The organism is Alteromonas sp. G5_S2_22_S1 (assembly GCF_054968525.1).
The window spans coordinates 116,462-140,990 of the sequence record NZ_JBQKUJ010000004.1 but is presented as its reverse complement, the minus strand read 5'-3'; the positions used below and the strand labels follow the sequence as shown (position 1 = coordinate 140,990).

Genomic DNA, 24,529 nt, shown 5'->3' with positions numbered 1-24,529 from the left:
ATAAGAAAAAACAACGTTAATTAGGCCTAAGGCTTCCTATCGCGGGCATGTTAGTGTAGGCATTATTAAATTTGTCCCTGTCATATCTATTAAGTTTCTTCATACTCTTTGCGCTCACCACTTGTACTAAAATCTAACGAAACTTTAGCGGTATGGATAGGCGGTAACTTCTATTACCTTAAGCAATTAGCTCAACCTATAACCTTATCAACCTCCTATCTGGTAAAGTCGTTAAACTAAAGTCCATTGGCAAGAGGCGTGAATCATACCTACGCTTTAATGAGTGCTAGGAAGTACAACTTTCTGGGAAGTCACGATTAGAACGTAAGTGAGTAAGACCATGCGAGTTTATTTAGCAACCGTTTTGCTGGGTGCCTCAGCTTATGCCTCTGGCGTTGGTGCAAAAGGAAATGCTCATCACTGGCAATCAACACCACACCATTTGTCTGCGCTTGTAGGCACAACCTACACAAAAGAGTGCGGCAACGCGTTTACGCTGGGTATCGATTACGAATACAGACTTAATGACTTTTTAGGCGTTGGCTTTGTTGCAGAGTACGCATACGAAGACTTAGATGCCTATACCTACTTACTGGTTGCCGACCTTCATATTACTAACCACTTCATTGCACAAATTGGCCCAGGCCTAGAATTTCATGGCAGTCATAAAATGGAAGTCGCCCGCTTAGGCCTTTTGTACGAATTTGAAATGGCTGGCTTTACCGTGTCGCCCCAACTTCATTACGACTACCACAGAAACCATAAAAGTGCGGTGGTAGCGGGTTTGGCGATAGGTATGTCGTTTTAATGTTAGAGGCTGCAAATGAGGATAAGTAAAACGAATATATTTTATTATGAATGATTTTTACTTAATCTCACTCATTGGCTTTGCAAATTTGTATTTCATGAAGATGTTTTGATGTCTAGTGGTACTTAACTACTGAAGAATTCGTGGGTAAGCCAATCATCAGGAAGGCCCATAGGAAATATTGGGATTTCGGGATGAAGTGTAACCAGCGCTTTTACTTTCTTATGCCATTGACTATCTGGACTAACCTGTCTCATCAGGTGACCTAACATAAGTAACACCATATAGATACGACGCTTAGGCTGAACCTGGCTGGGCTCTAATCTATCTGGCATCTGCCAGTTATCACCATTGGGAATTTTGGGCTGAACAGACAACTCTCTATTCCAAAGCCGACTATGATGTGCGCAACAATTCCTCACAAAGTTTAGCGTATGCAACCAACTTTCAAGAACCTCTTGAGGTAAGTCAAATCTTCTAGCTATGTCTTTACGGTCGCTATCTCTTGCTAGCCCCCGATATAAGTGAGATATACTCCCGAGAGTTAGTTCTTCTACCATCGCCCAACCAGGCATAAGCTGAGGCGAATCATATGTATGTTGGTAAAAGCGGGCATAATTCTCTCTAACTCTTCTTTCAATCCGCCGTACTTTAATTTCTGCGGCAGCTGAAGTTCGTTCAATCTTTTTTACGTCTCTCTGAAGATCGTTGAATTCTTTTAATTGCTTGTCTTCGATTTCTTTTAACAGTCGTTTGTGCTGATATGATGATTTAAATAATGATTTATTCAAGTACCAGTGAGAACCACTACATATATCATCAGTTTGATACTTGTTAGCCATCACGTTGTTCAAGGTAGCTCGAATTGCAACTTCTACTCTCTCAATAGCGTCCATAATGAGCAATCGCAATTCTCTATCAAAAGAATACAAGTTCACTATTTGTTTAAATTCAGTTCCATCTTTGAATTGATGGTCTACACCTCGTTTGTTTATATTCTTTTGGAAGGGGCGCATATATGCGCTAAGGCGAAAATAGCTTATTACTTCTAAATATCTTTCCGCACGCTCTGGAAATTGAATGGCTAGACCGCGATTTTTAAGAATGCTGATTTGTTCTGTAACACTAACCGCGGGTTTGTTGAATTGATTCATTATGCCTTATCTTCCATGACGTAAAATTCAGGCATAAAAAAGCCCGCACAATTTGAGCATTGTTAAGAGGCTTGGCGGGCGTGTTATTTTTAATATTAGTGATACGCTTACCGCCCGTCAACCACATTCATCTATTCTCCTTAGAGTATTAACCCAATACACTACGAAAATTTCAACATAACCCCTTTTATACCAGAGCAAAACAGTAATCCTTATTCAGTAATAAGAATACTGAACTTAAAGCCGGTTTTATATACGTAAAGCCTTGTTCCTGGCGATATGATCAAGCAGTGTACGTAGCCCAATTCCGTACAGCTCGCCCGTCAATGTCAGCTAATGCCGTTCACAGGGGATTAGTCCAGGGATATAGTAAGAGGCGCTTTTTGAGAACAAGAAGTAGAATTAGTATTTGGTAAATTAAACGCAGAGAACCGCTATGCATCAGGCCTTGAACAAAACCAACTGGTATTGCAGTAGTGGTTTTAAATAGCTTTGCTATAAAGAAGACAGCCTCTATTTTAGGCTTAACTATCAAAATTTGAGCCTTTTCAGTTCGAAAAAAGGAAAGACCGCCTTCGATACATCTTCATCTGTCTTCGTTTTAATTATTTCAGATCAAGTTTTAAACCACCTGCCCTGCTGCCCAGCCGCTGCTCCACGCCCATTGGAAATTAAAGCCGCCTAGCCAGCCAGTGACGTCTACCACTTCGCCAATGAAGTAGAGGCCTTCCACGTTTTTGGCCATCATGGTTTTAGACGATAACTCGTTGGTATCTACCCCGCCAATGGTGACTTCTGCGGTGCGGTAACCTTCGGTGCCATTGGGTTTCACCTGCCAATTCTCTAACGTATCAGCAATGGCATCACATTCGCTGTGGGTAAGCTGTTTTACCGGCACATTGCGCCAGTTATGATACTCAATAAAGCTTTGCACCATGCGCTTGGGGAATACTTTATTTAAAGAGGTAGCAAGCAGGGCATCGGGCGTTTCGTTACGCGCGGTTTGTATAAGCGCAGTGGCATCGTCATTGGGAAGCGTGTTGATACTTAAGCTGTCGCCCGCTTCCCAGTAGCTAGATATTTGTAGCATGGCTGGGCCGCTTAAACCACGGTGGGTAAACAGCATGCCTTCTTTAAACGTGGTGTCGTTACAGCTTGCGTATACATCTACCGCGATACCGCTAAGTTCTGCCAAGATATCTTTGTCTTTATCGTGCAGGGTAAAGGGAACAAGGGCTGCCCGAGTAGGTAAAACCTTAAGACCAAATTGCTCGGCAACTTTGTAACCAAACGGTGTGGCCCCCAGCTTTGGCATGCTTAAACCGCCCGTCGCGATAACTAAAGATTCACAGCTATATTCGCCGCTCGACGTTGTAAGTGAATACCCACCTTCGTTTTTTTCTACGCTTAAAATTTCACAGCGGGTAGTAATGGTAACGCCCGCTTTACTACATTCATTGAGCAGTAAGTCAACGATGTCTTTGGCGCTATCATCACAAAATAATTGGCCCAATGTCTTCTCATGATAGGCAATGCCATGTTCGGCCACTAAACCGATAAAGTCCCATTGGGTATAGCGGCTAAGCGCCGACTTACAAAAATGGGGGTTTTGCGATAGAAAGTTTTCAGGCCCGGCATACATATTGGTAAAGTTACAACGACCGCCACCCGACATAAGAATTTTACGCCCAACTTTTTTGGCATGGTCAAGCACCTCTACGCTGCGTCCGCGCGCGCCTGCCTGTGCTGCACAAAAAAGCCCAGCTGCGCCGGCCCCAATCACTATTACATCGCGCTTTATCACTATCGGTTTACCTTAATTCAAGCCAAATAACTTACGCCAGCCTCAGCGCTAGTTAGGAATTCGGGATTATACGTAATAAGCCCCACCGCACAATGCAAAGCCTATTTTACCGAGAAATTTAATCTTGTTCTTTAGTCGACATTGATAAATTTTAATACTTTTTAACAATACTAAAGAAAAATTAATTCGCTTATAACTATGCGCCACAATTGAGGTGCAACTCAATTTGAACAAACAAACGAAATAGCGACGACTTCACAAATTACAGAGGATTGTATCCATGGAAGAGTTCTTAGCGTCACTCGATATTAATCAATACCTGCCTGCTGCGTTAGCATGGGCCACCAATATTTTACTTGCGCTAGCCATTCTTATTATTGGCCTTTGGATAGCAAGTAAGGTTTATAACGCCATTGCTGCTATTGCTAGCAGCCACCCTCAGCTTGATGATACGTTATTTAAGTTTTTTGGCAGTGTAGCGCGTTATACCATCTTGGCCTTTGTAGGCATTGCTGTTCTTAACCGCTTCGGTGTGCAAACCGCTTCTATCATCGCACTTTTAGGAGCAGCTGGCTTAGCTATTGGCCTTGCCCTTCAGGGAACGCTGTCTAATTTAGCGGCTGGAGTTATGTTACTTATCTTCCGCCCTTATAAAGTGAATGACTTTGTCGATGCGGCAGGTAAATTTGGTAAAGTTACCGAGATAGACTTATTCACGACTATCTTGCAAACCTTCGACAATAAGCAAATTATCATTCCAAATAGCCAAATTTGGGGCGAGCAAATCGTTAACCACTCGCACCATGAAATTCGTGGTGTAGATATGACATTCGGTATTGCTTACAACGAAAACATTGATGCTGCTCGCGCGGTTATCGACAAAGTATTAGCAGACCACCCGCATGTACTTAAAGACCCTGCGCCATTTGTAGAAGTATCTACGCTTAACGACAGTTCTGTAGACTTTATTGTTCGGCCGTTTTGTCACGGCGAGCACTATTTCAACATTCTTTTCTCAGTACCTGAGCAAATTAAGAAAGCCCTAGATGAAGCGAACATCGAAATTCCATTCCCGCATCGCAAAGTCATTGTGGTTAATGAAAACGCATAGTGCGTATGTTATAAAGAATGTCTTAGTTAGTGAAAGGGCAGCCAAACGGCTGCCCTTGTTATATTCTTTCTTTAAGTCAGTTATTAAGCGCTACGCTTATTTAAAGAAGCGCTGCTAAACGTTTTTAGGAAACACCGCTAGCGGGTGCGTAGTAATTAACCGAACAAAAGCACGGGTACTGGGCTTAATCGCGTTTTCGTGGCTGACACGTACTTTAAGTTCATCACCGCTATCTAGCATAACCGCATACAATCGGCTTTCGCCTTCATAGCGCACCCATTCAACCGTACAGTTGGTCTCACTAAGCGTGGCATCTAGGCTTAAATCGTCAGGGCGCACGAGTAAATCTACATTACCGTTAGCACCTTGAAGCGGCGTGCCTGGCACCTTGCCAATTTCAGTAACAACCGTTTTGTCTGTATTTGCTTCACTAGCATCAAATGTTGCGCTCAAGAAACTTGCTTCGCCCATAAAGCGCGCAACAAAACGGCTAGCTGGTGATGAATAACAGGCTTCTGGTGTGTCTAACTGCTCTAACACGCCTTTATTTAAAATACCTACCCTATCACCGACGCTAAGCGCTTCTTCTTGGTCATGGGTAACCCAGATAGCGGGCACACCCGCTTTCTTAAGCGCATCGCGAATTTCCCAACGCAGGCTGTCTTTTAACGCGGCATCTAGGTTTGAAAGCGGTTCATCAAGTAATACATAGGCCGGTTCGTGGGCTAAGGTTCTCGCCAAGGCTACGCGCTGCTTCTGACCGCCGGAAAGTCGCGCTGGCTTAACATCGCGGAAATTATCTAGGCCGAGTAAGGTAAGCCAGTGATCGGCAAGGGATGTATCTTTTAAACGAAAGCACACGTTTTGCTGAACAGTTAAGTGAGGAAAAAGTGCAAAATCTTGAAACACCATACCCACGTTGCGTTTTTCAGGCGGAACGTGCTTATTTGCACTACTTTCCCATTTACCTAAACGCATGGTGCCTTCAGAAATAGGAATAAGCCCCGCAAGTGCTTGTAAGATTGTGGTTTTACCGCACCCTGTCGGCCCAACCAACATGAGAATTTCGTCTTGCCCCAGTTCTAGGTTTAACTTGTCGACTACGCGGGTAGACCCATAATTCACTGACAAATTACTTACACTTAGCATTACGAACGCTCATCCTCGGTAACGGTAAATTGGGCTTTTTTCTCGCCCGACAGCATGAGAATTAACCCCACGCCTGATAATAAAACTAATAATAACCCCGGTACGGCGGCACGACCAAAATAACCGGCTTCATACACACGCCACATGTAAGTGGCTAAGGTTTCAAACCCCGTTGGGCCAAGCATTAAAGTAGCGGGAAGTTCTCGCATTGCCTCTAAGAACACCAAGGCTGCGCCCGCTATCATACCACGAAGGGTTAACGGTAACGTAATACGCATAAATGCCTCGCGAGGACTTGCGCCTAGCACGCGGGCCGCCTTCACCAAACCGGAGTCGATATTCTCTGCTGTACTTCTTACGCTACCCACCGCAAGTGGAATAAAACGCAGCACATAGGCCATTACCAATAAACTTAACGTTTGATATAGCGCAGGTAAATATTTAAGCCCTACGTATACCAGCGCCGTTCCCATAACGATACCAGGTACACCAAAACCAAAATAAGTAATACGCTCCATAACGCGCCCTGCCTTACCCGCAATAGCGGCATGGGCAACTGGAATAGCCAGCAATACGGCAACCACCGCGGCAATAAAAGACGCGTGAGCAGAGTTCCATGCGTAGCTTAACTCGAACCCCCCAGTGCCTTCACGTATTAACCAAAGGGTAAAAATGGCTAACGGAAGCACTATAGCTAACAGCACTATCGGCATAGTAGCGAGCAACATAAGGTTGCGCTGCCATCGTCCAGGAAAGAGTGATAAATGCCTGCCGGGACGCTCTGAGGCGCCGCTGATGCGGCTTTCAATAAATAGAATTAGCCCGACAATAACCATAAGCTGTAAGCTCAGCATCGCCGCCTGACTCAAGCCAAAGGCATTGTATTCAACAAAAATAACGCGGGTGAAAGTGTCAAAGCCCATAATGGCCGGCGTGCCAAAGTCAGATAGTGCATAAAGCGCAGCAAGTAAAGCGCCTGCCGCTACGCTATTTACCACGCGCGGTAGCACAACACGCCATAGGCTAGCGCCTAATGAGAGCCCTAACGTGCGAGCCGCATTCACCAAGCTTGCATCTAAGCTTAACAGGCTAGAACGGGTAGTCATCATCACAAAGGGGTAAGTGTAAAGACTCATCACTAACGCAGAGCCCCACAATCCGCTGATGGACGGCGTGGTAATACCTAATATATTTTCTATTTCACCGCCTCTGCCAAATGAGAAGTACATAGCAAACGCGCCAATATAACTGGGTAGTGCCAGTGGCGCGGCAAGTAAAATTAACCAAAAGCGCTTAAACGGCATTTGCACATAGGCAGTGAGAAAGGCAAGCGGCACACCAATTAGCACCGAACCAATAATGGTAAGTACCACCAGTGAAACCGTGTTACCTAGAACACGAAGATTATGGGTATCGAAAAGTTGCGCACTGTCTTGGGCTAAAGAAAATAAAACGCCGACGGGCAATAAAGCCATCAGCGCAATAAGCAGTGCCAGTGGATACGACTTTGGCCAGTTTGTCACAGTACGCCAACTTCCCTCATAAGGTTAAGTGTGGGGCGTAAATCAGCCAACTTACGAAGGTCCATTTCAGGGGGCGAAAGCGTGCTCAAACTTGCTAAGCCTTGCGGTTGCTCGACGCCCTGAACAAGCGGTATTTCGTAGGCTTCACGAGCAAGATACGACTGCACTTCCTGCGACAGTAAGTAACGAATAAAGTTAACCGGTAAGTCGCCTTCGCTTAACGCCACAATACCAGACGCATTCACTAAGCAACCGGCATCGCCTTTAGTGTAAGCTAGCGCTACATTCGCATCGGGCTTGCCTGATTTAAGGCGCAGTGTGTAATAGTGATTAGCAAAACCAATATCCACTTCGCCACGCTCAACGCCCATTACCACGCCAAGTTCGCCCGCATACTTTTTAGAATGCTTATTGATGCTTTTAAGCCACGACTTTGTCGCTTTATCACCCTCTAAAATACGCATAGCAGTAACAAAAGATTGGAACGACGAATAAGCGGGTGCCCAACCTATTTTTAGGTCGCTATCAGCAAGCGCCATTACGCTTTCAGGTATCTGCTCTGGCTTAACGCGCTCGGTGTTGTACGGCAGCGTACGTACTCGGCCCGTTACCGGTGACCAGCTGGGATATTGAAAATCTTCACGAAGCTGTGCCGTTAAATCGTTAGGCAATGGCTTGGCGGCACCGATGTCCGTCACCACACCAATTGAGCCAGTATCTACTGCCCAAAAAAGGTCTGCGCGTTTAACGCCCGCTTTGGTTTCAGCCACAATCGTGTTCGCCAATGCTGCTGAGCCACCACGTCTTACCTTCAAATTTAACTTCGGGTTGCGCTTTTCAATGGCTTTAAGAACATTCTCATACAAGCCGCCTTCACCGCGCCCCAAGTACAAGGTGAGATCACCTTCTAATTTAGGTAGGGATTCTACTGACACACTACCGGTTTGTGTCATAGCGTTTGCAAAGCCTAGCGGCAAGCCAGATAAAACACCTGCTGCAGCTAAGCCTTGTAAGAATGTTCTACGTTGCATACACCTTCCTTTAAAAAACGTCTTTACGACTTTGCTCTACTTCAACTAAAAGTGCGCGAGCGCGGTCAAGCTTAGCCTGCATTGACTCCACTACCTTGCGCACTGCGTCTACGCCAGTATCTTTCGAAATGGCTTGAGGAAGCGTAACGTTAAAGTCTTTCTCTAGGTCTTCAACCAAGGCTGCGTCTTTGGCAATCAAATCACCTTCTACGCCTTCAAAACGCTGTAGATAAGTGTCGTGAACAAGCGTAGTTGCCACTTCGTGTAGCTGTTCTGCATATTTAGCTACCACGCGATCAAGACGGGTTTTAATATCGTCAATGACTTCAGGGCCAGTTGTCGGCTCTATTTCAGTCGTTTGAACCTTGTTAACCAGACCTTTCTTTTGGTACTGGGACGCAAGTTTAACTGCGCCTAGCGCCTGCCACAAGGCATGATTTAGCTTCTCTTGCTCAACGCGTACATCTGCAACTGGCTTGCCTTCATCAATGGCGACTTTTACGCCGTAAATGCCCTGCCAAATAGACGCGTAAATAGGCACATATTGGGTTTCAATGGCAGAGTGAAAGTCCACTTCTTCCCAGTACTCGATTAACGCGTCTGTTTTTAACGATTTGTCTTTTGCTTCGTACGCATCAACAACACTGCCAAACTTGCTTTCTAGCCAGTGCACCTCTTCGGTGTACTCACCGATATGCGCGTGAAGGTTGTTAACGTGATCGCCAATAGACCCGTTCGCAAGCGCTTGAGACGATAGCATAGAGAGCGTTACGGCAGAGGCCAGCACCAACGCCCCCATTTTTTTCAGTGTTATTGTCATAATTATTCCTAAAACATTTGCCTTAATGCGCAAATGATACTTATTATCATTAAGCAAGTAAAGGTAACTAAACGAGGCTACATGCTACGTAACGCAGTACGTTAACCCTTCATTTTTCTGCATTTTCGATACAGAATATTGCATATTAGTTCATTAACCTTTGCTGAACACATTGATATTCAACGCAATTAGCAAACTGTCAGATCATAGTTGGGTTACATTTTAATGAAAATCACGGGCAAGTATACGCATATGTAAATTAATGAATATTCACAAAAAGCTAAAAGAAAAAAGCCCGCAACACGTGTTGCGGGCTTTTGAACGAAACGTTTGGTGATGAAACGTATTTACAAGCTATCTAGCATGCTTTGTGCATCGCTTACATCAAAGCGACCCGGGTCTTCTACGTTTATTTTCTTCACTTCACCGTCTTCAATTAACATTGAATAACGCAATGAACGCAAGCCACCGAAGTTACTGGTATTCATATCCAAGCCAATTTGCTTTGTGAAATGACCATTCCCATCGGCTAGCATAATAATTTCTTCTGCATTATTAGCCTTACCCCATGCATCCATAACAAACGCATCGTTTACAGAAAGACAGATAATGCTATCAATACCTTTCGCTTTAATTTTGTCTGCTAGTGCCACATAGCCCGGCAAATGAGCCTGTGAACAGGTTGGCGTGAACGCCCCTGGTACTGCAAACAACACAACGCGCTTGTCCGAGAAAAGTTCATTAGTGCCTGGGTTTGTCATTTCTCCATCGACTAAAAGACCGAAATCCACCTCGGGCAAGGTGCTACCAACTTGTATCATGTTGCTCTCCTAGGGTTTTTGACACAAATACACATCAAATCTATGTTTTTTACTTTCTATTGCCATTGATGGTTTTTCTCCTGCCAGCACGTCTGCACTATTTGGGCGTTTAACGACTACCCGGTGCGTAGCTAGCTTAAGTGCTGGCGGTAACAGCGCATCTGCATCGGGGTCATGCCCAAGCAGTTGCTGAAACAGCCGCATTTCCTTTTTCACCAAGGCTGACTTCTTTTTATGTGGGAACATGGGGTCTAAATAAATAGCGTTCACATTCTCACCAGTGAAGTATTGCATTACCTCAGCGCTATTTCCATGTTGAAGCGACATTTTAGCTGCAAGTTCTGGAAAACTAAGCGCTAAACGGCGTATGCCGTCTTCAAGCAGCGCGGCCACAATCGGCGAACGCTCTATCATAGTTACTTTACAGCCAACGCTTACTAAAATGAACGCATCACGACCTAGCCCCGGTGTGGCATCCACGACATGCCAGCCTTCATTACCTTTAATGCCAATCGCCTTAACAATAGGCTCTTTACGTCCGCCACCGTGTTGTTTGCGATACAAACTGGCCGGTGAAGCAAAATCAACCTCAACCGGCAGCACTTTTTTCTCGCTCGCATCAGCAAGGCCCAACACACCATTTTGTATCTGAAGATAAAACCCTTCGGCAGGCTTTTCGCTGTGAGAAACAACGGGGAAGCCCCACTTATCCCCAATACTATTTAGTAGTGAAGTATCATCTTGAGTACTGTGTTGTGCGATAACTAAAGGCACACTGTTAAGCATGGCCGTATTGCTCCTTATGCCCTATCCATCTATTGATGATTGCTTGGGCGTGAGACGGGTATTTATCCCAAAGGGTATAGGCAATTTCTTGAACTTTTGGAATAAGGGCGGCGTCGCGTACAAGATCTGCTATTTTAAGTTCAGCCATTCCGGTTTGTTTCGTGCCCATGAATTCCCCCGGCCCGCGAATTTCTAAGTCGCGCTGTGCGATGTAAAACCCATCGTTCGACTCACGCAGTACCCCTAAGCGCTGAGTCGCCGTTTTAGATAAGGGGCTTTGATACATAAGTACGCACTGACTTTCTACCGCCCCCCGCCCTACTCGGCCTCTAAGCTGGTGGAGCTGGGCTAAGCCCAAACGCTCAGGGTTTTCAATAATCATAATGCTAGCGTTAGGCACATCTACGCCTACTTCAATAACCGTCGTTGCCACCAGTAAATCAAGCTTACCGTCTTTAAAATCAGCCATAACCTGCGCTTTTTCAGCGGGCTTTAACCGCCCGTGTACTAAGCCTACTTGTAAGTCTGGCAGCGCGGTACGCAGGGTAACCGCAGCGTCTTCAGCGGCCTGACACTCCAACACTTCGGACTCGTCAATAAGCGTACACACCCAATAGGCTTGGCGGCCGTTATCTTTACACGCTTGGCGCACGCGCTCTATCACATCCGCTCTGCGTGTATCAGGGAGCACCACGGTTTGTACCGGCGTTCTGCCCGGTGGCAGTTCGTCTATGACCGAGGTATCTAAATCGGCATAGGCTGTCATGGCCAGCGTTCTTGGAATAGGCGTTGCCGTCATGATCAACTGGTGCGGATAGCGGCCTTGTTGCTCGCCTTTATCGCGCAAAGCCAAACGCTGATGTACACCAAAGCGGTGCTGCTCATCCACAATAACCAGCGCTAGCTGCTGGTAGGTCACGCTTTCTTGGAAAATAGCGTGAGTGCCCACCAACATTTGAATGTCACCGGCTTCTAAGCGCGCTAAAACCTCATTGCGGGCCTTGCCTTTTAGCTTTCCAGCAAGCCAACCAACTTCTATACCGAGTGGCTCTAACCAACCGCGAAAGTTATTCGCGTGCTGTTCCGCCAACAGTTCTGTCGGCGCCATTAACGCTACCTGATGCCCGGCACCAATGGCGGATAGTGCAGCCAATGCCGCTACTAAAGTTTTGCCCGAACCTACGTCGCCTTGTACCAGGCGCATCATAGGCCGTGCGTGCTGCATATCTTTTTGAATATCTTCTACTACCCTTGCCTGAGCACCAGTTGGTGAAAACGGCAGCTGAGCGAGCATTTTATCGATAAGCGGCTGATTAACACTAATTGGAATACCGGGCTGTGCATCAGATAACTTGCGTACTTTCAACACACTTAAATGGTGTGACAACAACTCTTCAAGAATTAACCGATACTGAGCAGGATGAAGCCCCTCTTCCATTTCGTGTACATCGACATCTGGCGGCGGGCGATGGACCAAATGAAGGGCTTCGTTAAGGCTAATTTGATTATCGTATATACCTTCGGGCAGTAAATCGGCCAGCGCCCCTTTGTCCAAAAGCTTTAGTGCTTGGTCGGTTAAATTGCGAAGGGTTAGCTGCTTAACCCCGTCTGTGGTGGGGTAAACCGGTGTCAGTGATTCTTCTGTCGGTGGCGCGTCCTCGTCCACTAGCTTGAATTCGGGGTGCATCATTTCAATACCCCATTTGCCGGTGCGCACCTCACCAAAACAGCGTACCGTGTTGCCCGGCGTCATGATAGAACGCTGTACAGCGCCAAAGTGGAAAAACCTTAGGGTTATAGTGCCCGTGCCATCACTAAGCTTTACCACCAGCATGCGCTTTTTACCGTATTGAATGTCGGCGCTCATTACCTCGCCTTGCACGCTTACATGGGTAAACGGGCGGCACTCAGCCACGCTGTAAATACGGGTTCTGTCTTCGTAGCGATGAGGAAGGTGAAACAGTATATCTTGAAGGGTAAACAAGCCTATTTTATTGAGTTTTTCTGCCACCTTTGCGCCTACGCCTTTAAGCGCAGTTATGGGTGTAGTGGCCAGTGCTTGCATCAAGCGACATCCTTCTTTTAAAACCTACATTGCTTTCACGCTGGAAGGCGCAAGCGGGTGTTAATCAACGTATTATTAGAAAGGAAGTGTAAAGGATTGTTGCGGGGTTGGCGAGTACGCTTTAGGCCAGTTTTCTTAACTGGCCTAAACAAAACTAAAAGCGAAACCAGTTACTTAGCCTGCTTCTAATACGTCAGCTTCCGCTTTGGTAATTTGCATTTCTCGCCACCAGCTATCGTCGGCATCCACTTCACCAATAGCGTTAATAGCAGGCAAAGGCAAACCTTTGCGTTGGCAGAGTTTATACAAACGCGGGTAGCCATTTTGAAAGGCCAATGCCTGACATTCTTCTTCCGGCAACTGCTGTGTATTGTACATACCCGCAATAGTGCGCTGGCGCTGCGCTTCATAAAGCACTAACGCTGCGGCCACCGACACGTTTAGCGACTGCACCATGCCCATCATAGGAATGACGATATCCTGATCGGCCAGCGCCTTGGCTTCATCAGTGGCACCGTATTTTTCTTGACCGAATAATATAGCGGTCGGCTTGGTGTAATCCACATCACGAAAATCTACCGCCGTATCAGATAAATGGGTAACCAACACCTGCATGCCTTGACCTTTAAGCTCAGCCATCGCATCGTTAATGCCGTCATGGTTAGTCTGGCGCACCCACTGCTGACTGCCCATCGCCGTACCGCGACGAAACTGATATTTCTTTTCCCATACGGTGTGAACCCTGTGAATACCCACAGCATCACAGGTTCGCACTATGGCAGAAACATTATGGGGCTTATGCACATTTTCAAGACATACCGTAAGGTCGGTTTGCCTTTTTTCCAGCACGTCTCTAATGCGCTGGTAACGCTCAGGTGACATGGCTTACTCCGGCAGTTCCATTACACCATCAATTTCAATTTGTGCGCCCTTAGGCAATGCAGATACCTGAACGGCAGCACGTGCTGGGTAAGGCTTGTTAAAATAGCGGCTCATAATTTCATTAACGGTGGCAAAGTGCCCAAGGTCGATCAGGAAGATGTTCACTTTCACCAAATCGTTAGTGGTACCGCCGGCTGCATCACATACCGCTTTGAGGTTTTCAAAAACTTGTACCGCTTGGGCTTCAAAATCGTCAGATACCATTTCCATGGTTTCAGCAACAAGAGGAATTTGGCCTGAAAGATAAACAGTAGTGCCAGCTTTAACCGCTTGGCTGTAAGTACCAATAGCAGCAGGTGCCTTATCGGTCTGAATAATAGACTTAGACATAGTAGTTCCTAAATTTTGTAGTAATTAGTGTCGTGATTGACTATGACGAGACACTTTCTGAACTTCCGGCATGGTGCGTATTTTCTTCATTACGCGGGCCAAGTGCACACGGTTGTGTGTGGTAAGTTCTAGGTCAATAAAGTAGATATTACTCTCTTTCTCTTCAGTTTGCAGACCAATGATGTTGGAATCGCAGCCTGAAATGGTGTTCGTTAAAGTTGCCAGTGTGCCCTGATGGTTAATTAATTCAATGCGTAACGACGCTTTGAATTCACCCTGCGGGTTGTCGTCCCACTGCATGGGCAGCACACGTTGCGGCTCTTCACGGGTGAGTTTGCGAATGTTATTACAACCAATCTGGTGAATGGTCATACCGCGCCCTGGGCTTAATACCGCCACAATTTCATCATCAGGAATAGGGTGGCAACAACGAGAGTAGTGCACAAGCAGGCCTTCTGTACCGCGAATAGCCACATTGCCCTTTTTGTCTGACAAATCAGTGGTGCTTTCGCCTAACAAACGGCGAGCAACAATAGCGCTTAGTTCGTTGCCAAGGCCAATGTCTACTAGCAGGTCGTCGAAGTTTGCATGCTTAGTTTCAGCCACTACACGCTCAATATCAGCATTAGGGATATCGTCTAGCTTAACACTGCCTAACGCATGACGAAGTAGGCGGTTACCCATATTCACCGCTTCTTGTGAATGCTGTTTACGCAGATACTGGCGAATACGGGTACGCGCGCGAGCACTCACCACAAAATTGAGCCAATTCGCATTCGGCTTCGCTTTTGGAGAGGTAATAATTTCGACGGTTTGACCATTTTGCAGCGGCTTACTTAAGCTGAAGTTGCGCCGTTCAACGCGCACACCTACGCACGTGTTGCCCACGTCAGAGTGTACGGCGTAGGCAAAATCCACGGCCGTTGCGCCTGTAGGTAGTTCTATAATACGTCCGTCTGGCGTAAACACGTAAATTTCATCAGGGAAAAGGTCGGTTTTGACCGACTCGATGAATTCAAACGACGAGCTTGCCGACTGCTGCAGTTCTAACAAGCTTTGCATCCACTTACGTGCACGAAGCTGTGCAGTAGTGCCGTTGTCACCCGGCTCCTTGTAAAGCCAGTGTGCTGCTACCCCTTTATCCGCCATTTGGTCCATTTCCTGTGTTCGAATTTGAATTTCAACAGGAATACCATGCGGGCCAATCAGCGATGTATGTAACGACTGGTAGCCGTTAGTACGCGGAATAGCGATATAGTCTTTAAAACGGTTTTCAATAGGCTTGTATAGCCCGTGCATAGCGCCTAGTGCGCGGTAGCAGTTGTCTACCGAACTCACCACAATGCGAAACGCATAAATATCCATTACCTCATTGAACATCAGTTCTTTGTTTTTCATTTTGCGGTAAATGGAGTACAGGTGTTTTTCTCTGCCTATCACGTTTGATGTTATTTCGTAGGCATCTAGACGCGTATTCAGTTCTCCACGAATATTCTCGATAATCTCTTTGCGATTACCACGGGCTTGGCGTACCGCCGATTTCAATGCGCGATGGCGCATGGGGTACATGGCTTGGAAACCTAAATCTTCCAGCTCGTTTTTAATATCGTGAATACCCAAGCGATGAGCTATAGGGGCGTAAATCTCTAGCGTTTCTAGGGCAATGCGGCGGCGCTTATCAGGGCGCAGAGAGCCTAGCGTACGCATGTTATGTGTGCGATCGGCCAGTTTAATGAGGATAACTCGGATGTCTTGCACCATGGCCATCATCATTTTGCGGAAGTTTTCCGCCTGGGCTTCTTGTTTGGTGCTAAAGGCAAGCTTGTCGAGTTTACTGACCCCTTCTACCAGCTCAGCAACCGTATCGCCAAAGGCCTCGGCAAGGTCTTCTTGGCTATAATGGGTATCTTCTATGACATCGTGAAGCAGTGCCGCCATGATCGTTTTATGATCAAGGTGCATATCGGCAAGAATGCCTGCCACCGCTACCGGGTGAGTGATATACGGATCGCCGCTGGAGCGCATTTGGCCGTCATGGGCCTCTTGAGCGAGAACAAAAGCATCTTGCACCAGCTGAACACGGTCGGCTGATAAATACTCTAAAACTTTCTGCTTTAAACCTTCAAACAAATACACAGTGAAGCGCGACCCTTATATAACGTTACACCACTAAGAATACGTTTAATTGTGCTAGAAGCCAATACACCAAAACTAAAGCGCCAGTGCTTTTTTCAAAGCACTGGCGCCAAATAACTGATAAAAGCCCTTAAAAGCGGGTTTTACTGATCAGATAAAATATTTGCAACAGACGCAAATTCAGCGTGTTCTTGCTGTTCTTGCGCTTGAAGGTCTGCTTGTTCAAGCGTAGCAGCCGTTACTAAACCTTCTTCAATTTCACGAAGTGCTGTCACAGTTGGCTTGTCGTTTTGAACGTCAACCATAGGATCTTTGCCTTCAGTGGCAATTTGACGTGCACGGCGTGCAGCAACAAGCACTAGGTCAAAGCGGTTACCAATTTTATCTACGGCATCTTCTACAGTTACGCGAGCCATGTATTTCTCCGAAAATTAGGTTGAGCAAGTTATTCAAAAAACGGCCGCGTAGTATACACAAATACACCGCGCGATCCTAGTATTTTGTTTGAATTTGAAGCAGTCAGATCGTTATAGCTATGTGCTGATCGTCTGCCTTTAAACTAAAACATTTGTCTATGCTGATAAGCTTACGCGCTACCAAGCAATTCGTCCAATAGCACCTGATGACGCATTTGTTGTTTCATCGTACGAAGACGCTGCGCAGTCACTATCGCTTCTAAGTCACCTAGTGCTGTGGCAAAGTCATCGTTAACAATTACGCTATCGAACTCACTAAAGTGTGACATTTCCGCCACCGCTTGTGCCATGCGCCCAGCAATGACTTCTTCACTGTCCTGACCGCGGTTATTTAAACGCTGCTCAAGAACATCTAGCGACGGAGGAAGAATGAAAATACCACAGGTATCTGGCATAAGCTTTTTGACTTGGCGAGCACCTTGCCAATCGATATCCAAAAACACATCAATTCCGCGGTGAAGGGTTTGTTCAATGGTAACCCGTGATGTGCCGTAATAATTGCCGAACACCTCTGCGTACTCAAAAAATACGCCTTGTTCGATAAGCGCTTCAAACTGCTCTCGACTTACAAAGTGGTAGTGTACGCCGTCTACTTCACCCGGACGAGGCTGACGCGTGGTATGAGATACCGACACCTGCATAGGCGTAGTTTCATTACCTTCGTACTTTTCCATTAGCGCCTTTATAAGGCTAGATTTTCCCGCCCCTGAAGGAGCTGCAAGTATAAATAAATTGCCAAGTAGTGAAGCCATAGGATATTAAAAGTTTATCAAGATGTGGTGATTTCAAGTGGCAATGATAGCATATTAAGCCCTTACGCCGTAACTGTGATTATCTGGTTTATGCATTGATGATTGATGATGACCTGTCTTTAAGTTGCAGATTGGCGTTAGCAAAATACATAACAATAATAAGTTTCTAAGAATGGTGGGGCAGAAAAAGTACTCTGACCCCCCACCATTTTTGCGAAAGACAGAGATTGCCCGTGAGAAAGGATAACCATTGGTAATGAAGCAACAACAAAACTAGGAAATATAGAATGACTCAGCAACTTCTGCCGTGCGTAGAGATAAATCCGTCAACAGCGCCTGATGCCTGCGTTATCTGGCTTCACGGTCTTGGCGATTCAGGCCACGGCTTTGCTCCTATTGTGCCCGAGCTTAAATTACCAGATTCAATGGCCGTAAAATTCCTGTTTCCCCATGCACCGGAGCGACCTATCACGATAAATGGCGGAATGCGCATGCGTGCTTGGTACGACATCAAATCGCTAGATTTTGAAAGCCGCGCAGATCTTGAAGGGGTAAAAGAATCGGCAGAACAGGTTGAGCAACTTATCAAAGCGCAGATTGAAAGCGGCATAAAAGCAGAACGTATCGTTTTAGCAGGGTTCTCCCAAGGGGGCGTTATCGCCTTGCACCTTGCCCCTAGATTTTCGCAAAAACTGGCCGGCGTTATGGCGCTTTCTACCTACATGTGTGAACCCGCATTACTAAGTAGTGAAGCACTAGACGTAAACCGCGAGACGCCCATAATGATGGCCCACGGTGAGCAGGACGAGGTTGTACCGGTTTTCATGGGCAACGCTGCTTTTAAGACGCTAAACGAATGCGGTTTTAAGGCAACGTGGCAAACTTACACCATGCAACACAACGTTTGTATGCAAGAACTTAATGACATCAGCGCATGGTTACAAAAACTGCTTAACTAACACTTGTCGTCGCTAATTTTTTCGAAACGCTGGCATACCATTACCACCAGCGTTTGTTACTTGCTGTTGTGCTCGCCAAGACATATTTAAAGCATTAACGCTTTTTGCGTCTGTCATTCCATCACGCGGTTTCTGCCCGCATTTTTCGCTTTGTATAAGTTATCATCAGCCTGTTTTAAACTGGCATGTAGGTTGGTATCGGTTAACGCTGTGGCAACACCAAAACTTGCGGTGATAGGGTGATTAATGTCTCCTGCTACAAAAGGTCTTTCTTCTATTAGCCTCCTCATTTTTTCAGCCAACTTAACCGCTTGCGTCAACGTAGCATGAGGAAAAAGCACCAAAAATTCTTCACCGCCAGTGCGTGCTACCACATCAGAAGATCTGACCGCTTCTTTCATCAAACTGGTAACATGAATAAGCACCTGATCGCCCACATCGTGACCATAGTTATCGTTAATCTTTTTAAAGTGATCGATATCTACCACTACCGCGCTTAAAGGGAAATATGCAGCAGGGTCTTGCATGGCCTTTTCGAAAAAAACGGCTTCTAGAAAACGGCGGTTGGGCAGTTTGGTTAACGGGTCGGTATTGGCTTGGCGCATGCGCTCAAGGTTTTCTTTCAACATCTCCTTTCGACTTTGATGCCAAAAGTTTTCTCCTATGAACGCGATGCAAATAAAACAAAACGTGGATATAAGAAACCTTGATACATGTTCATCTGGGTATTGCGCATCAATTTTTCCTTGGTTGAAAAGCATAACTACTGCCAGACCCATAGTAACTGACACATAGAGCATTGCCGGCTTAAAGCGCACCACAATAATTTGAACGAAAAGAAGTGGATATATGAAGTACAGCCCCGTGTTATTGAGCCCGCCCGTGTAGACTAAAACGTCAATGGTAAACAGAACTATTAACCCACCAATGTAATAACATACATCGCTTTTCGGGAACACGTGCGAAAGTGCAACATTCGCGTATACCACTACTGTTGAAATAGTTAGTGCCCCCACTAAAAGCGGGTTATTCGTACCCACATTCAGCCACGCCATAAAGGCCATGATGGTGCCGCCAACATAAGAAATAAAATACAGTGTCAGTCTTCTGCGTTTTGCCTCTGCTTCGTCTTGTTGAGCGCTTCTTAACAGTTTCCCTAACGACGAGTAGTCCATACTAGAACCTTCTCCACTTTTATTACCAGACACCCTTAGCCCAACTCAGCATAGTCTGAAAGTTAACGATTAACCAAGTAGAAAATCACCGCTATTTCCAAACATTAACCAAGAAAATGCGTATACTACAACGTATCTCGTATGACGTTCTGTGATACGTCGTTTTGTTTATCTTTTTAATAGTTTGGAATAAGCATGAGTCATCTCAACACCACCCGCACCGTTCGAATTGCTACTAGAAAAAGTGCCTTAGCGCTTTGGCAAGCAGAGTATGTGAAGGCAAAATTGTTGGAGCATTACCCATCAATGACCGTTGAGCTTGTGCCCATGAGCACCCAAGGCGATAAAATTCTCGATACGCCGCTGGCCAAAATTGGCGGCAAAGGCCTTTTTATCAAAGAGCTTGAAATTGCCATGCTTGAAGGCCGTGCCGATATTGCTGTGCACTCAATGAAAGACGTACCGGTAGAATTCCCGGAAGGCTTTGGGTTACACGCTATATGTGAGCGTGAGAATCCGTTCGATGCCTTCGTGTCTAACAACCACGACAGCCTAGATGCACTGCCAGAAGGCGCAATAGTGGGTACATCTAGCCTACGCAGACAATGTCAAATTCGCAAATACCGCCCTGATCTAATCATCAAGGACCTTCGCGGTAACGTAAATACCCGTTTAGCTAAGCTTGATGCAGGCGAATACGACGCCATTATTTTAGCCTCTGCAGGGCTTATTCGCCTTAAAATGCAATCGCGTATTCGCATGGCTCTGCCTGCTGACATCTCTCTTCCGGCTGTAGGCCAAGGCGCTGTAGGCATTGAATGTCGCAACGACGATGAAGAACTAATAGCGCTACTTCAAGCATTAAACCACGCAGATACGCACACCCGTGTTACTGCAGAACGCGCCATGAATGAAAGGCTAGAAGGCGGATGCCAAGTCCCTATTGGCAGTTTTGCTACACTGGATAACGATGTGCTAACGCTCACTGGCATGGTAGGAAAGCCCGATGGCTCTGAGCTTCTTTTTGCCTCAGCTACCGCGTCTAGAGAGAAAGCCAAAGACATGGGTATTGAGGTAGCTGAAGCCCTTTTAGAGCAAGGTGCTGGCGAAATTTTGAAAGCACTTTATAGCTAAAATGCACGCTAAACGGGATAGGGATATTTTCTTATCCCGTTTACCTTCCCTTTTTTAAGCAGTATTTCGAAAACTAAAAGGATGAGGCTTCGTATTAATGCTACTGTTCACACGCCCTTTACCAAAATTAAAAGCGAGCGCGTTAGCTTTTGAAAATGCTGGAATTTATGCGGTAGGTGTAGCTACGTCTGATATTGTCCCAGTACTTTCAGAGCAATATGCTGCAGCTGAATTTTTATCTCACAACGCGATAAACGTAATTATTGTTACCAGCGTATATGCTGTAGATACCGTCGTTTCGGGGTTGAAGAAAACAGCGGCAGCCCCTCCCCTTGTTGTTGCAGTGGGCGACGCCACCGCACATAAACTTCGTGCAGGGCTGAGCGAGCTATCATCCGTCAATATTGCCATTCCTAAGGTTCATACATCCGAAGGTATACTGGCAATGCACCAACTTAATGAGGCAAACTGTCAACAAGTCGTTATTATTAAAGGTGAAGGTGGAAGGGACGCTATCGCTAATGGATTAGACGAAAAAGGGATGTCAGTGAACAGCTTTTGCGTTTATAAAAGGGAACCACTTACGCGCCCAATTTACACAAAACGGTGGAAACTGGGCGAAGTTAGCGGCATTATCGCTACAAGCGAAGCAATGGCACTGCAGCTTATAGAACAATTTGGCAACGCGCTTTTAGCTTATCCATGGCTAACAGTAAGCAGCCGCATTGCTAAAACCCTCACCAATAAAGGTATTGAAGAGGTTGCCGTTTGTCAGCGAGCCACCGATCAGGCACTCATCGCCTGGGTAAAGGAAAACTGGGAGTATTGAATGGCCAACAATAATGAAAATAGCCCACACAAAGAGGAACTCGTGAAAGTGGATGCTGAAAAAGAAGTAATAGAGTCTTCTGCCACGCAGAGTGAATCTTCAAAGTCTGGCGCTAAACAAAAAAAATCATCGGGTAACGGTCTACTTTGGTTTGTTGTAATTATCCTGTTTTTACTTGTGCTCGGTATGGCAGGCGCAGGTTATTGGTATTACATGCAGCAGCAATCGGCAAGCCAAGAAACGGTTACTGCACAGCAAAATAACGCATCTCAGTTAAACGCGATTGAGCGCGAGCGCGCAGACATTTTGGCATCAATTGAAAATGTCACGCGAACAAACCAAGCGCTAGAAAGTACAGTTGCGGAACTTAAGTCACAAAACGAACAGCTAGCGCTTCAAGCAGAATCAACCCTGCAGCAGCTTAACAACATGGAAGGCCGACGCCCAGCTGATTGGCTAATTGCTGAAGCTGACTACCTTGTGCGTATGGCAGGAAGAAAGCTATGGCTAGAAAACGACGTTCGCACGGCAATTCTATTGTTAGTTAACGCTGACAAACGCCTAAAGTCACTGGCTGACCCATCGGTGTTGCCGGTTCGCGCTACCCTTGCCGAAGATATTCAAACACTACAGCAGTTAAACCCTGTATCTCAAAGTTCGGTGGCGCTGGCGCTTACCGGCATGATTGCACAAATTGATAAGCTTCCTCTGGATACCTTTGAAAAACCAGAAGATGGCAATGCACAAGACACGACATTGTCGGAATCGGCTGACGATTGGCAAGAAAACCTTGCGAAGGTGTGGCGTTCATTGGTTGACGATTTTCTTACCGTAAAAAGCATTGAAGGCCCAGTAGAGCCAGTGCTTTCGCTAGAAGCGCAGTTCCTAGCAAAAGAGCAGCTTAGATTACAGCTTATGCATGCGCAAACAGCTGCCCTTCAGGGTGATGAAGGCCTGTACAGTCAGTCGCTGCAATACGCGCAAACCCTACTTACTGAAAAGTTTGATACCGAAAAAAGCCAAGTTACCGGTTTTATGGATGCGCTACAAAACTTAAGTGCTACCGATATTGCACGCCCTATTCCAACCGAGCTTGCGTCTCAAAAGCCGCTGGAGCGTTTACTTGATAGCCGTGTGAAACAGGTATTTGGACAAGGAGCTAGCGCACTATGAAATGGTTAGCTATTGCCCTTGCGGTATTAGCCGCATTCGTTGTTGCGTTAATTGTCGGCCCCATGCTACTTGGCGATAAAGGCTACGTACTAATTTCATTAGGTAGTACCGCCATTGAGATGACGGTGATCAGTTTTTGTATTCTGGTTATTGGTGCCGTTATTGCGTGGTACGTACTATCTCGCTTTGCACTGTGGGCGCTAAGCCTAATTACCGGCTCTCACAAGTGGTTTGGGACCCTTGGCGAACGCAAACGCAAACGTGCATTTTACGACGGTCTTCACGCTATGGCCGCAGGCGACTTTGAGAGTGCTCAAAAGTCTTTGGGTAAAACCACCAACGGTGATTTTGAAGGTGTAAATTACTTAGCATCTGCGCAAATTGCCTTTGCCAATAACGACTTGTCTAAAGCCCGGTACTTCCTGGTTCAAGCCACCGACTTTCCTAATGCTAAAGTCGCCGCTACGGTGATGCATGCGCGCATTGACGTGGCTGAAGAGAAATACGACGCGGCACTGGAAAAGCTTGACGAACTAGACGAAAAAGAGCGCGAGAACAAGCAAGTTGTGCAGTTAAAAGCGCAAATTCTTGCCAAGCTTGGCAAATGGCAAGTGCTTCAGGAAAACTTACCTACGTGGCGCAAAGCGCTGCCTAAAGCCGACTACACCGCCTGGAGCCAGCGAATTGCAAAAGGTAAATTTGCTGAAATTGCCAGTAAACAAGGCGCTGTCGAGCTGAAATCCTACTGGGATACACTGCCACGCAAACTGCGTCATGACGATGCCTATCGCGCCGCCTACGTTCAGCAGCTGCTTGACCAAGGTATGCATGCCGACGCACAGCAACACCTTGTAGAGTGGCAAAAGCGCGGGCCTAATAGCGCGTTATTCCCGCTGTTTACACAGCTGAATTTACCTAATGCTTCCCCCTCGCTTCGCTTACTAGAAAGTTGGATTAAGCAAGATGAAGAAAACGTGGCCCTTTACTCAACCCTAGGCCAAGTTGCGTTTAATTCGGGTGACGATGTATTGGCTGAGAAAGCCTTGCTTAAAGCCACTAAAATGAAGTCGCGCAAAGAAGACTTACTGCTTCTTTCAGCGATAAGTGAGCGCCAGCAAGATACAGCCACGGCCCTTCAGCTTTATAAAGAAGGCCAGCAGCTAGCGGGCTAAGTGAAATTTCATTTAGCCTAGCTGGTAGTACTTGTATTGTTCGTAAAATTGGCGATATAGTAAAAAGGAATTTTGAATTCGCACTTTAATTTACAACCTGCATAGGTGGTTATAAAGTGCGAATAGAAACAAATTACTTGTCGGAGTGCTTCACTGGTAACCCAGTAAGCTGAGACCGCGAAAGTGGGATCCGTAGAACCTGATCAGGCTAATACCTGCGAAGGGAACAAGAAAATACAATGTGCACAGTGCTTTTAATAAGCGTAACGCTGTGGTTTGAATGTGTAAGTAACAACGAGTGATGTAAATGGTAAGTGATTAGCGCAGCACAAGGCGCAAACATTTACTTCTTATCTGCGATAAGTTTTCACCACTCATT

Annotated in this window: 22 protein-coding genes and 1 riboswitch; of the genes, 7 read left to right on the top strand and 15 right to left on the bottom strand. The window is 46.1% G+C overall.

Annotated features, from left to right (window positions below; all coding sequences use genetic code 11):
- The first annotated feature begins 340 nt into the window (after nt 1-340).
- Nucleotides 341-808: a hypothetical protein gene (locus ACTRWF_RS06625; RefSeq protein ID WP_015065933.1), complete on the top strand. Its 468-nt coding sequence runs from the start codon at nt 341-343 to the stop codon at nt 806-808.
- Nucleotides 809-933: 125 nt separating this feature from the next.
- On the opposite strand, the gene ACTRWF_RS06620 is transcribed toward ACTRWF_RS06625, so the two are convergent.
- Together ACTRWF_RS06620 and ACTRWF_RS06615 are read right to left on the bottom strand one after the other, a co-directional pair.
- Nucleotides 934-1,962, bottom strand: a complete 1,029-nt coding sequence (locus tag ACTRWF_RS06620; protein ID WP_462835275.1) for an Abi family protein — start codon at nt 1,960-1,962, stop codon at nt 934-936.
- Between the two features lie 622 nt (nt 1,963-2,584).
- The gene (locus ACTRWF_RS06615; RefSeq protein WP_020742639.1) at nt 2,585-3,766 is read right to left on the bottom strand and encodes a BaiN/RdsA family NAD(P)/FAD-dependent oxidoreductase; all 1,182 of its coding nucleotides are present in this window, start codon (nt 3,764-3,766) and stop codon (nt 2,585-2,587) included.
- Nucleotides 3,767-4,046: 280 nt separating this feature from the next.
- Here ACTRWF_RS06615 and ACTRWF_RS06610 point away from each other — a divergent pair, with 280 nt between their 5' ends.
- Entirely contained in the window at nt 4,047-4,877 is an 831-nt protein-coding gene (locus tag ACTRWF_RS06610; protein ID WP_020742638.1) for a mechanosensitive ion channel family protein, read from the top strand.
- Nucleotides 4,878-4,991: 114 nt separating this feature from the next.
- On the opposite strand, the gene ACTRWF_RS06605 is transcribed toward ACTRWF_RS06610, so the two are convergent.
- From ACTRWF_RS06605 to gmk, 12 genes are all read right to left on the bottom strand, one after another.
- Nucleotides 4,992-6,026, bottom strand: coding sequence for an ABC transporter ATP-binding protein (locus ACTRWF_RS06605; RefSeq protein ID WP_020742637.1), 1,035 nt, complete (start codon nt 6,024-6,026; stop codon nt 4,992-4,994).
- Nucleotides 6,026-7,549, bottom strand: a complete 1,524-nt coding sequence (locus tag ACTRWF_RS06600) for an ABC transporter permease (RefSeq protein WP_020742636.1) — start codon at nt 7,547-7,549, stop codon at nt 6,026-6,028. Before ACTRWF_RS06600 ends, ACTRWF_RS06605 begins: the two co-directional genes overlap by 1 nt.
- Nucleotides 7,546-8,580, bottom strand: coding sequence for an extracellular solute-binding protein (locus ACTRWF_RS06595; protein ID WP_278384253.1), 1,035 nt, complete (start codon nt 8,578-8,580; stop codon nt 7,546-7,548). Before ACTRWF_RS06595 ends, ACTRWF_RS06600 begins: the two co-directional genes overlap by 4 nt.
- 10 nt (nt 8,581-8,590) lie before the next feature.
- Nucleotides 8,591-9,400 carry a hypothetical protein gene (locus tag ACTRWF_RS06590; RefSeq protein WP_020742634.1) on the bottom strand — a complete coding sequence of 270 codons (810 nt, stop codon included), beginning with the start codon at nt 9,398-9,400 and terminating at the stop codon, nt 8,591-8,593.
- Nucleotides 9,401-9,747: 347 nt separating this feature from the next.
- Complete coding sequence (locus tag ACTRWF_RS06585) at nt 9,748-10,221, bottom strand: peroxiredoxin (RefSeq protein WP_012516682.1); 474 nt, start codon at nt 10,219-10,221, stop codon at nt 9,748-9,750.
- Between the two features lie 9 nt (nt 10,222-10,230).
- On the bottom strand, nt 10,231-11,007 hold the full coding sequence (locus ACTRWF_RS06580; RefSeq protein WP_348680684.1) for a class I SAM-dependent methyltransferase: 777 nt from the start codon (nt 11,005-11,007) through the stop codon (nt 10,231-10,233).
- Complete coding sequence (gene recG, locus ACTRWF_RS06575; RefSeq protein WP_348680682.1) at nt 11,000-13,072, bottom strand: ATP-dependent DNA helicase RecG; 2,073 nt, start codon at nt 13,070-13,072, stop codon at nt 11,000-11,002. The genes ACTRWF_RS06580 and recG overlap by 8 nt, the downstream gene beginning before the upstream one ends.
- A 174-nt stretch (nt 13,073-13,246) precedes the next feature.
- Nucleotides 13,247-13,954 carry a tRNA (guanosine(18)-2'-O)-methyltransferase TrmH gene (trmH, locus tag ACTRWF_RS06570; protein ID WP_333971187.1) on the bottom strand — a complete coding sequence of 236 codons (708 nt, stop codon included), beginning with the start codon at nt 13,952-13,954 and terminating at the stop codon, nt 13,247-13,249.
- Between the two features lie 3 nt (nt 13,955-13,957).
- Nucleotides 13,958-14,344: a RidA family protein gene (locus ACTRWF_RS06565; RefSeq protein WP_015065915.1), complete on the bottom strand. Its 387-nt coding sequence runs from the start codon at nt 14,342-14,344 to the stop codon at nt 13,958-13,960.
- Nucleotides 14,345-14,368: 24 nt separating this feature from the next.
- Nucleotides 14,369-16,480 (bottom strand): bifunctional GTP diphosphokinase/guanosine-3',5'-bis pyrophosphate 3'-pyrophosphohydrolase, encoded by a 2,112-nt coding sequence (gene spoT, locus ACTRWF_RS06560; RefSeq protein ID WP_462835274.1) that lies wholly within the window; start codon nt 16,478-16,480, stop codon nt 14,369-14,371.
- 143 nt (nt 16,481-16,623) lie between these two features.
- Nucleotides 16,624-16,896 (bottom strand): DNA-directed RNA polymerase subunit omega, encoded by a 273-nt coding sequence (gene rpoZ / locus ACTRWF_RS06555; protein ID WP_012516676.1) that lies wholly within the window; start codon nt 16,894-16,896, stop codon nt 16,624-16,626.
- A gap of 170 nt (nt 16,897-17,066) precedes the next feature.
- The gene (gmk, locus tag ACTRWF_RS06550; protein ID WP_023559475.1) at nt 17,067-17,708 is read right to left on the bottom strand and encodes a guanylate kinase; all 642 of its coding nucleotides are present in this window, start codon (nt 17,706-17,708) and stop codon (nt 17,067-17,069) included.
- A 287-nt stretch (nt 17,709-17,995) separates the two neighbouring features.
- Here gmk and ACTRWF_RS06545 point away from each other — a divergent pair, with 287 nt between their 5' ends.
- Nucleotides 17,996-18,667: an alpha/beta hydrolase gene (locus ACTRWF_RS06545; RefSeq protein ID WP_020745167.1), complete on the top strand. Its 672-nt coding sequence runs from the start codon at nt 17,996-17,998 to the stop codon at nt 18,665-18,667.
- Between the two features lie 113 nt (nt 18,668-18,780).
- Here ACTRWF_RS06545 and ACTRWF_RS06540 read toward each other — a convergent pair whose 3' ends face one another.
- The gene (locus ACTRWF_RS06540) at nt 18,781-19,875 is read right to left on the bottom strand and encodes a diguanylate cyclase (RefSeq protein WP_462835273.1); all 1,095 of its coding nucleotides are present in this window, start codon (nt 19,873-19,875) and stop codon (nt 18,781-18,783) included.
- Between the two features lie 162 nt (nt 19,876-20,037).
- Between ACTRWF_RS06540 and hemC the strand changes: the two genes are divergently transcribed.
- From hemC to ACTRWF_RS06520, 4 genes are all read left to right on the top strand, one after another.
- Nucleotides 20,038-20,976 carry a hydroxymethylbilane synthase gene (gene hemC / locus ACTRWF_RS06535; RefSeq protein ID WP_012516671.1) on the top strand — a complete coding sequence of 313 codons (939 nt, stop codon included), beginning with the start codon at nt 20,038-20,040 and terminating at the stop codon, nt 20,974-20,976.
- 97 nt (nt 20,977-21,073) lie between these two features.
- A complete protein-coding gene (locus ACTRWF_RS06530) occupies nt 21,074-21,805 on the top strand; it encodes a uroporphyrinogen-III synthase (RefSeq protein WP_462835272.1) in 732 nt (243 codons plus the stop codon).
- On the top strand, nt 21,806-22,978 hold the full coding sequence (locus tag ACTRWF_RS06525) for a uroporphyrinogen-III C-methyltransferase (protein WP_462835271.1): 1,173 nt from the start codon (nt 21,806-21,808) through the stop codon (nt 22,976-22,978).
- The gene (locus ACTRWF_RS06520; RefSeq protein WP_462835270.1) at nt 22,975-24,150 is read left to right on the top strand and encodes a heme biosynthesis HemY N-terminal domain-containing protein; all 1,176 of its coding nucleotides are present in this window, start codon (nt 22,975-22,977) and stop codon (nt 24,148-24,150) included. The genes ACTRWF_RS06525 and ACTRWF_RS06520 overlap by 4 nt, the downstream gene beginning before the upstream one ends.
- Nucleotides 24,151-24,281: 131 nt before the next feature.
- A riboswitch (TPP riboswitch) is annotated at nt 24,282-24,393 on the top strand.
- Nucleotides 24,394-24,529: the final 136 nt, after the last annotated feature.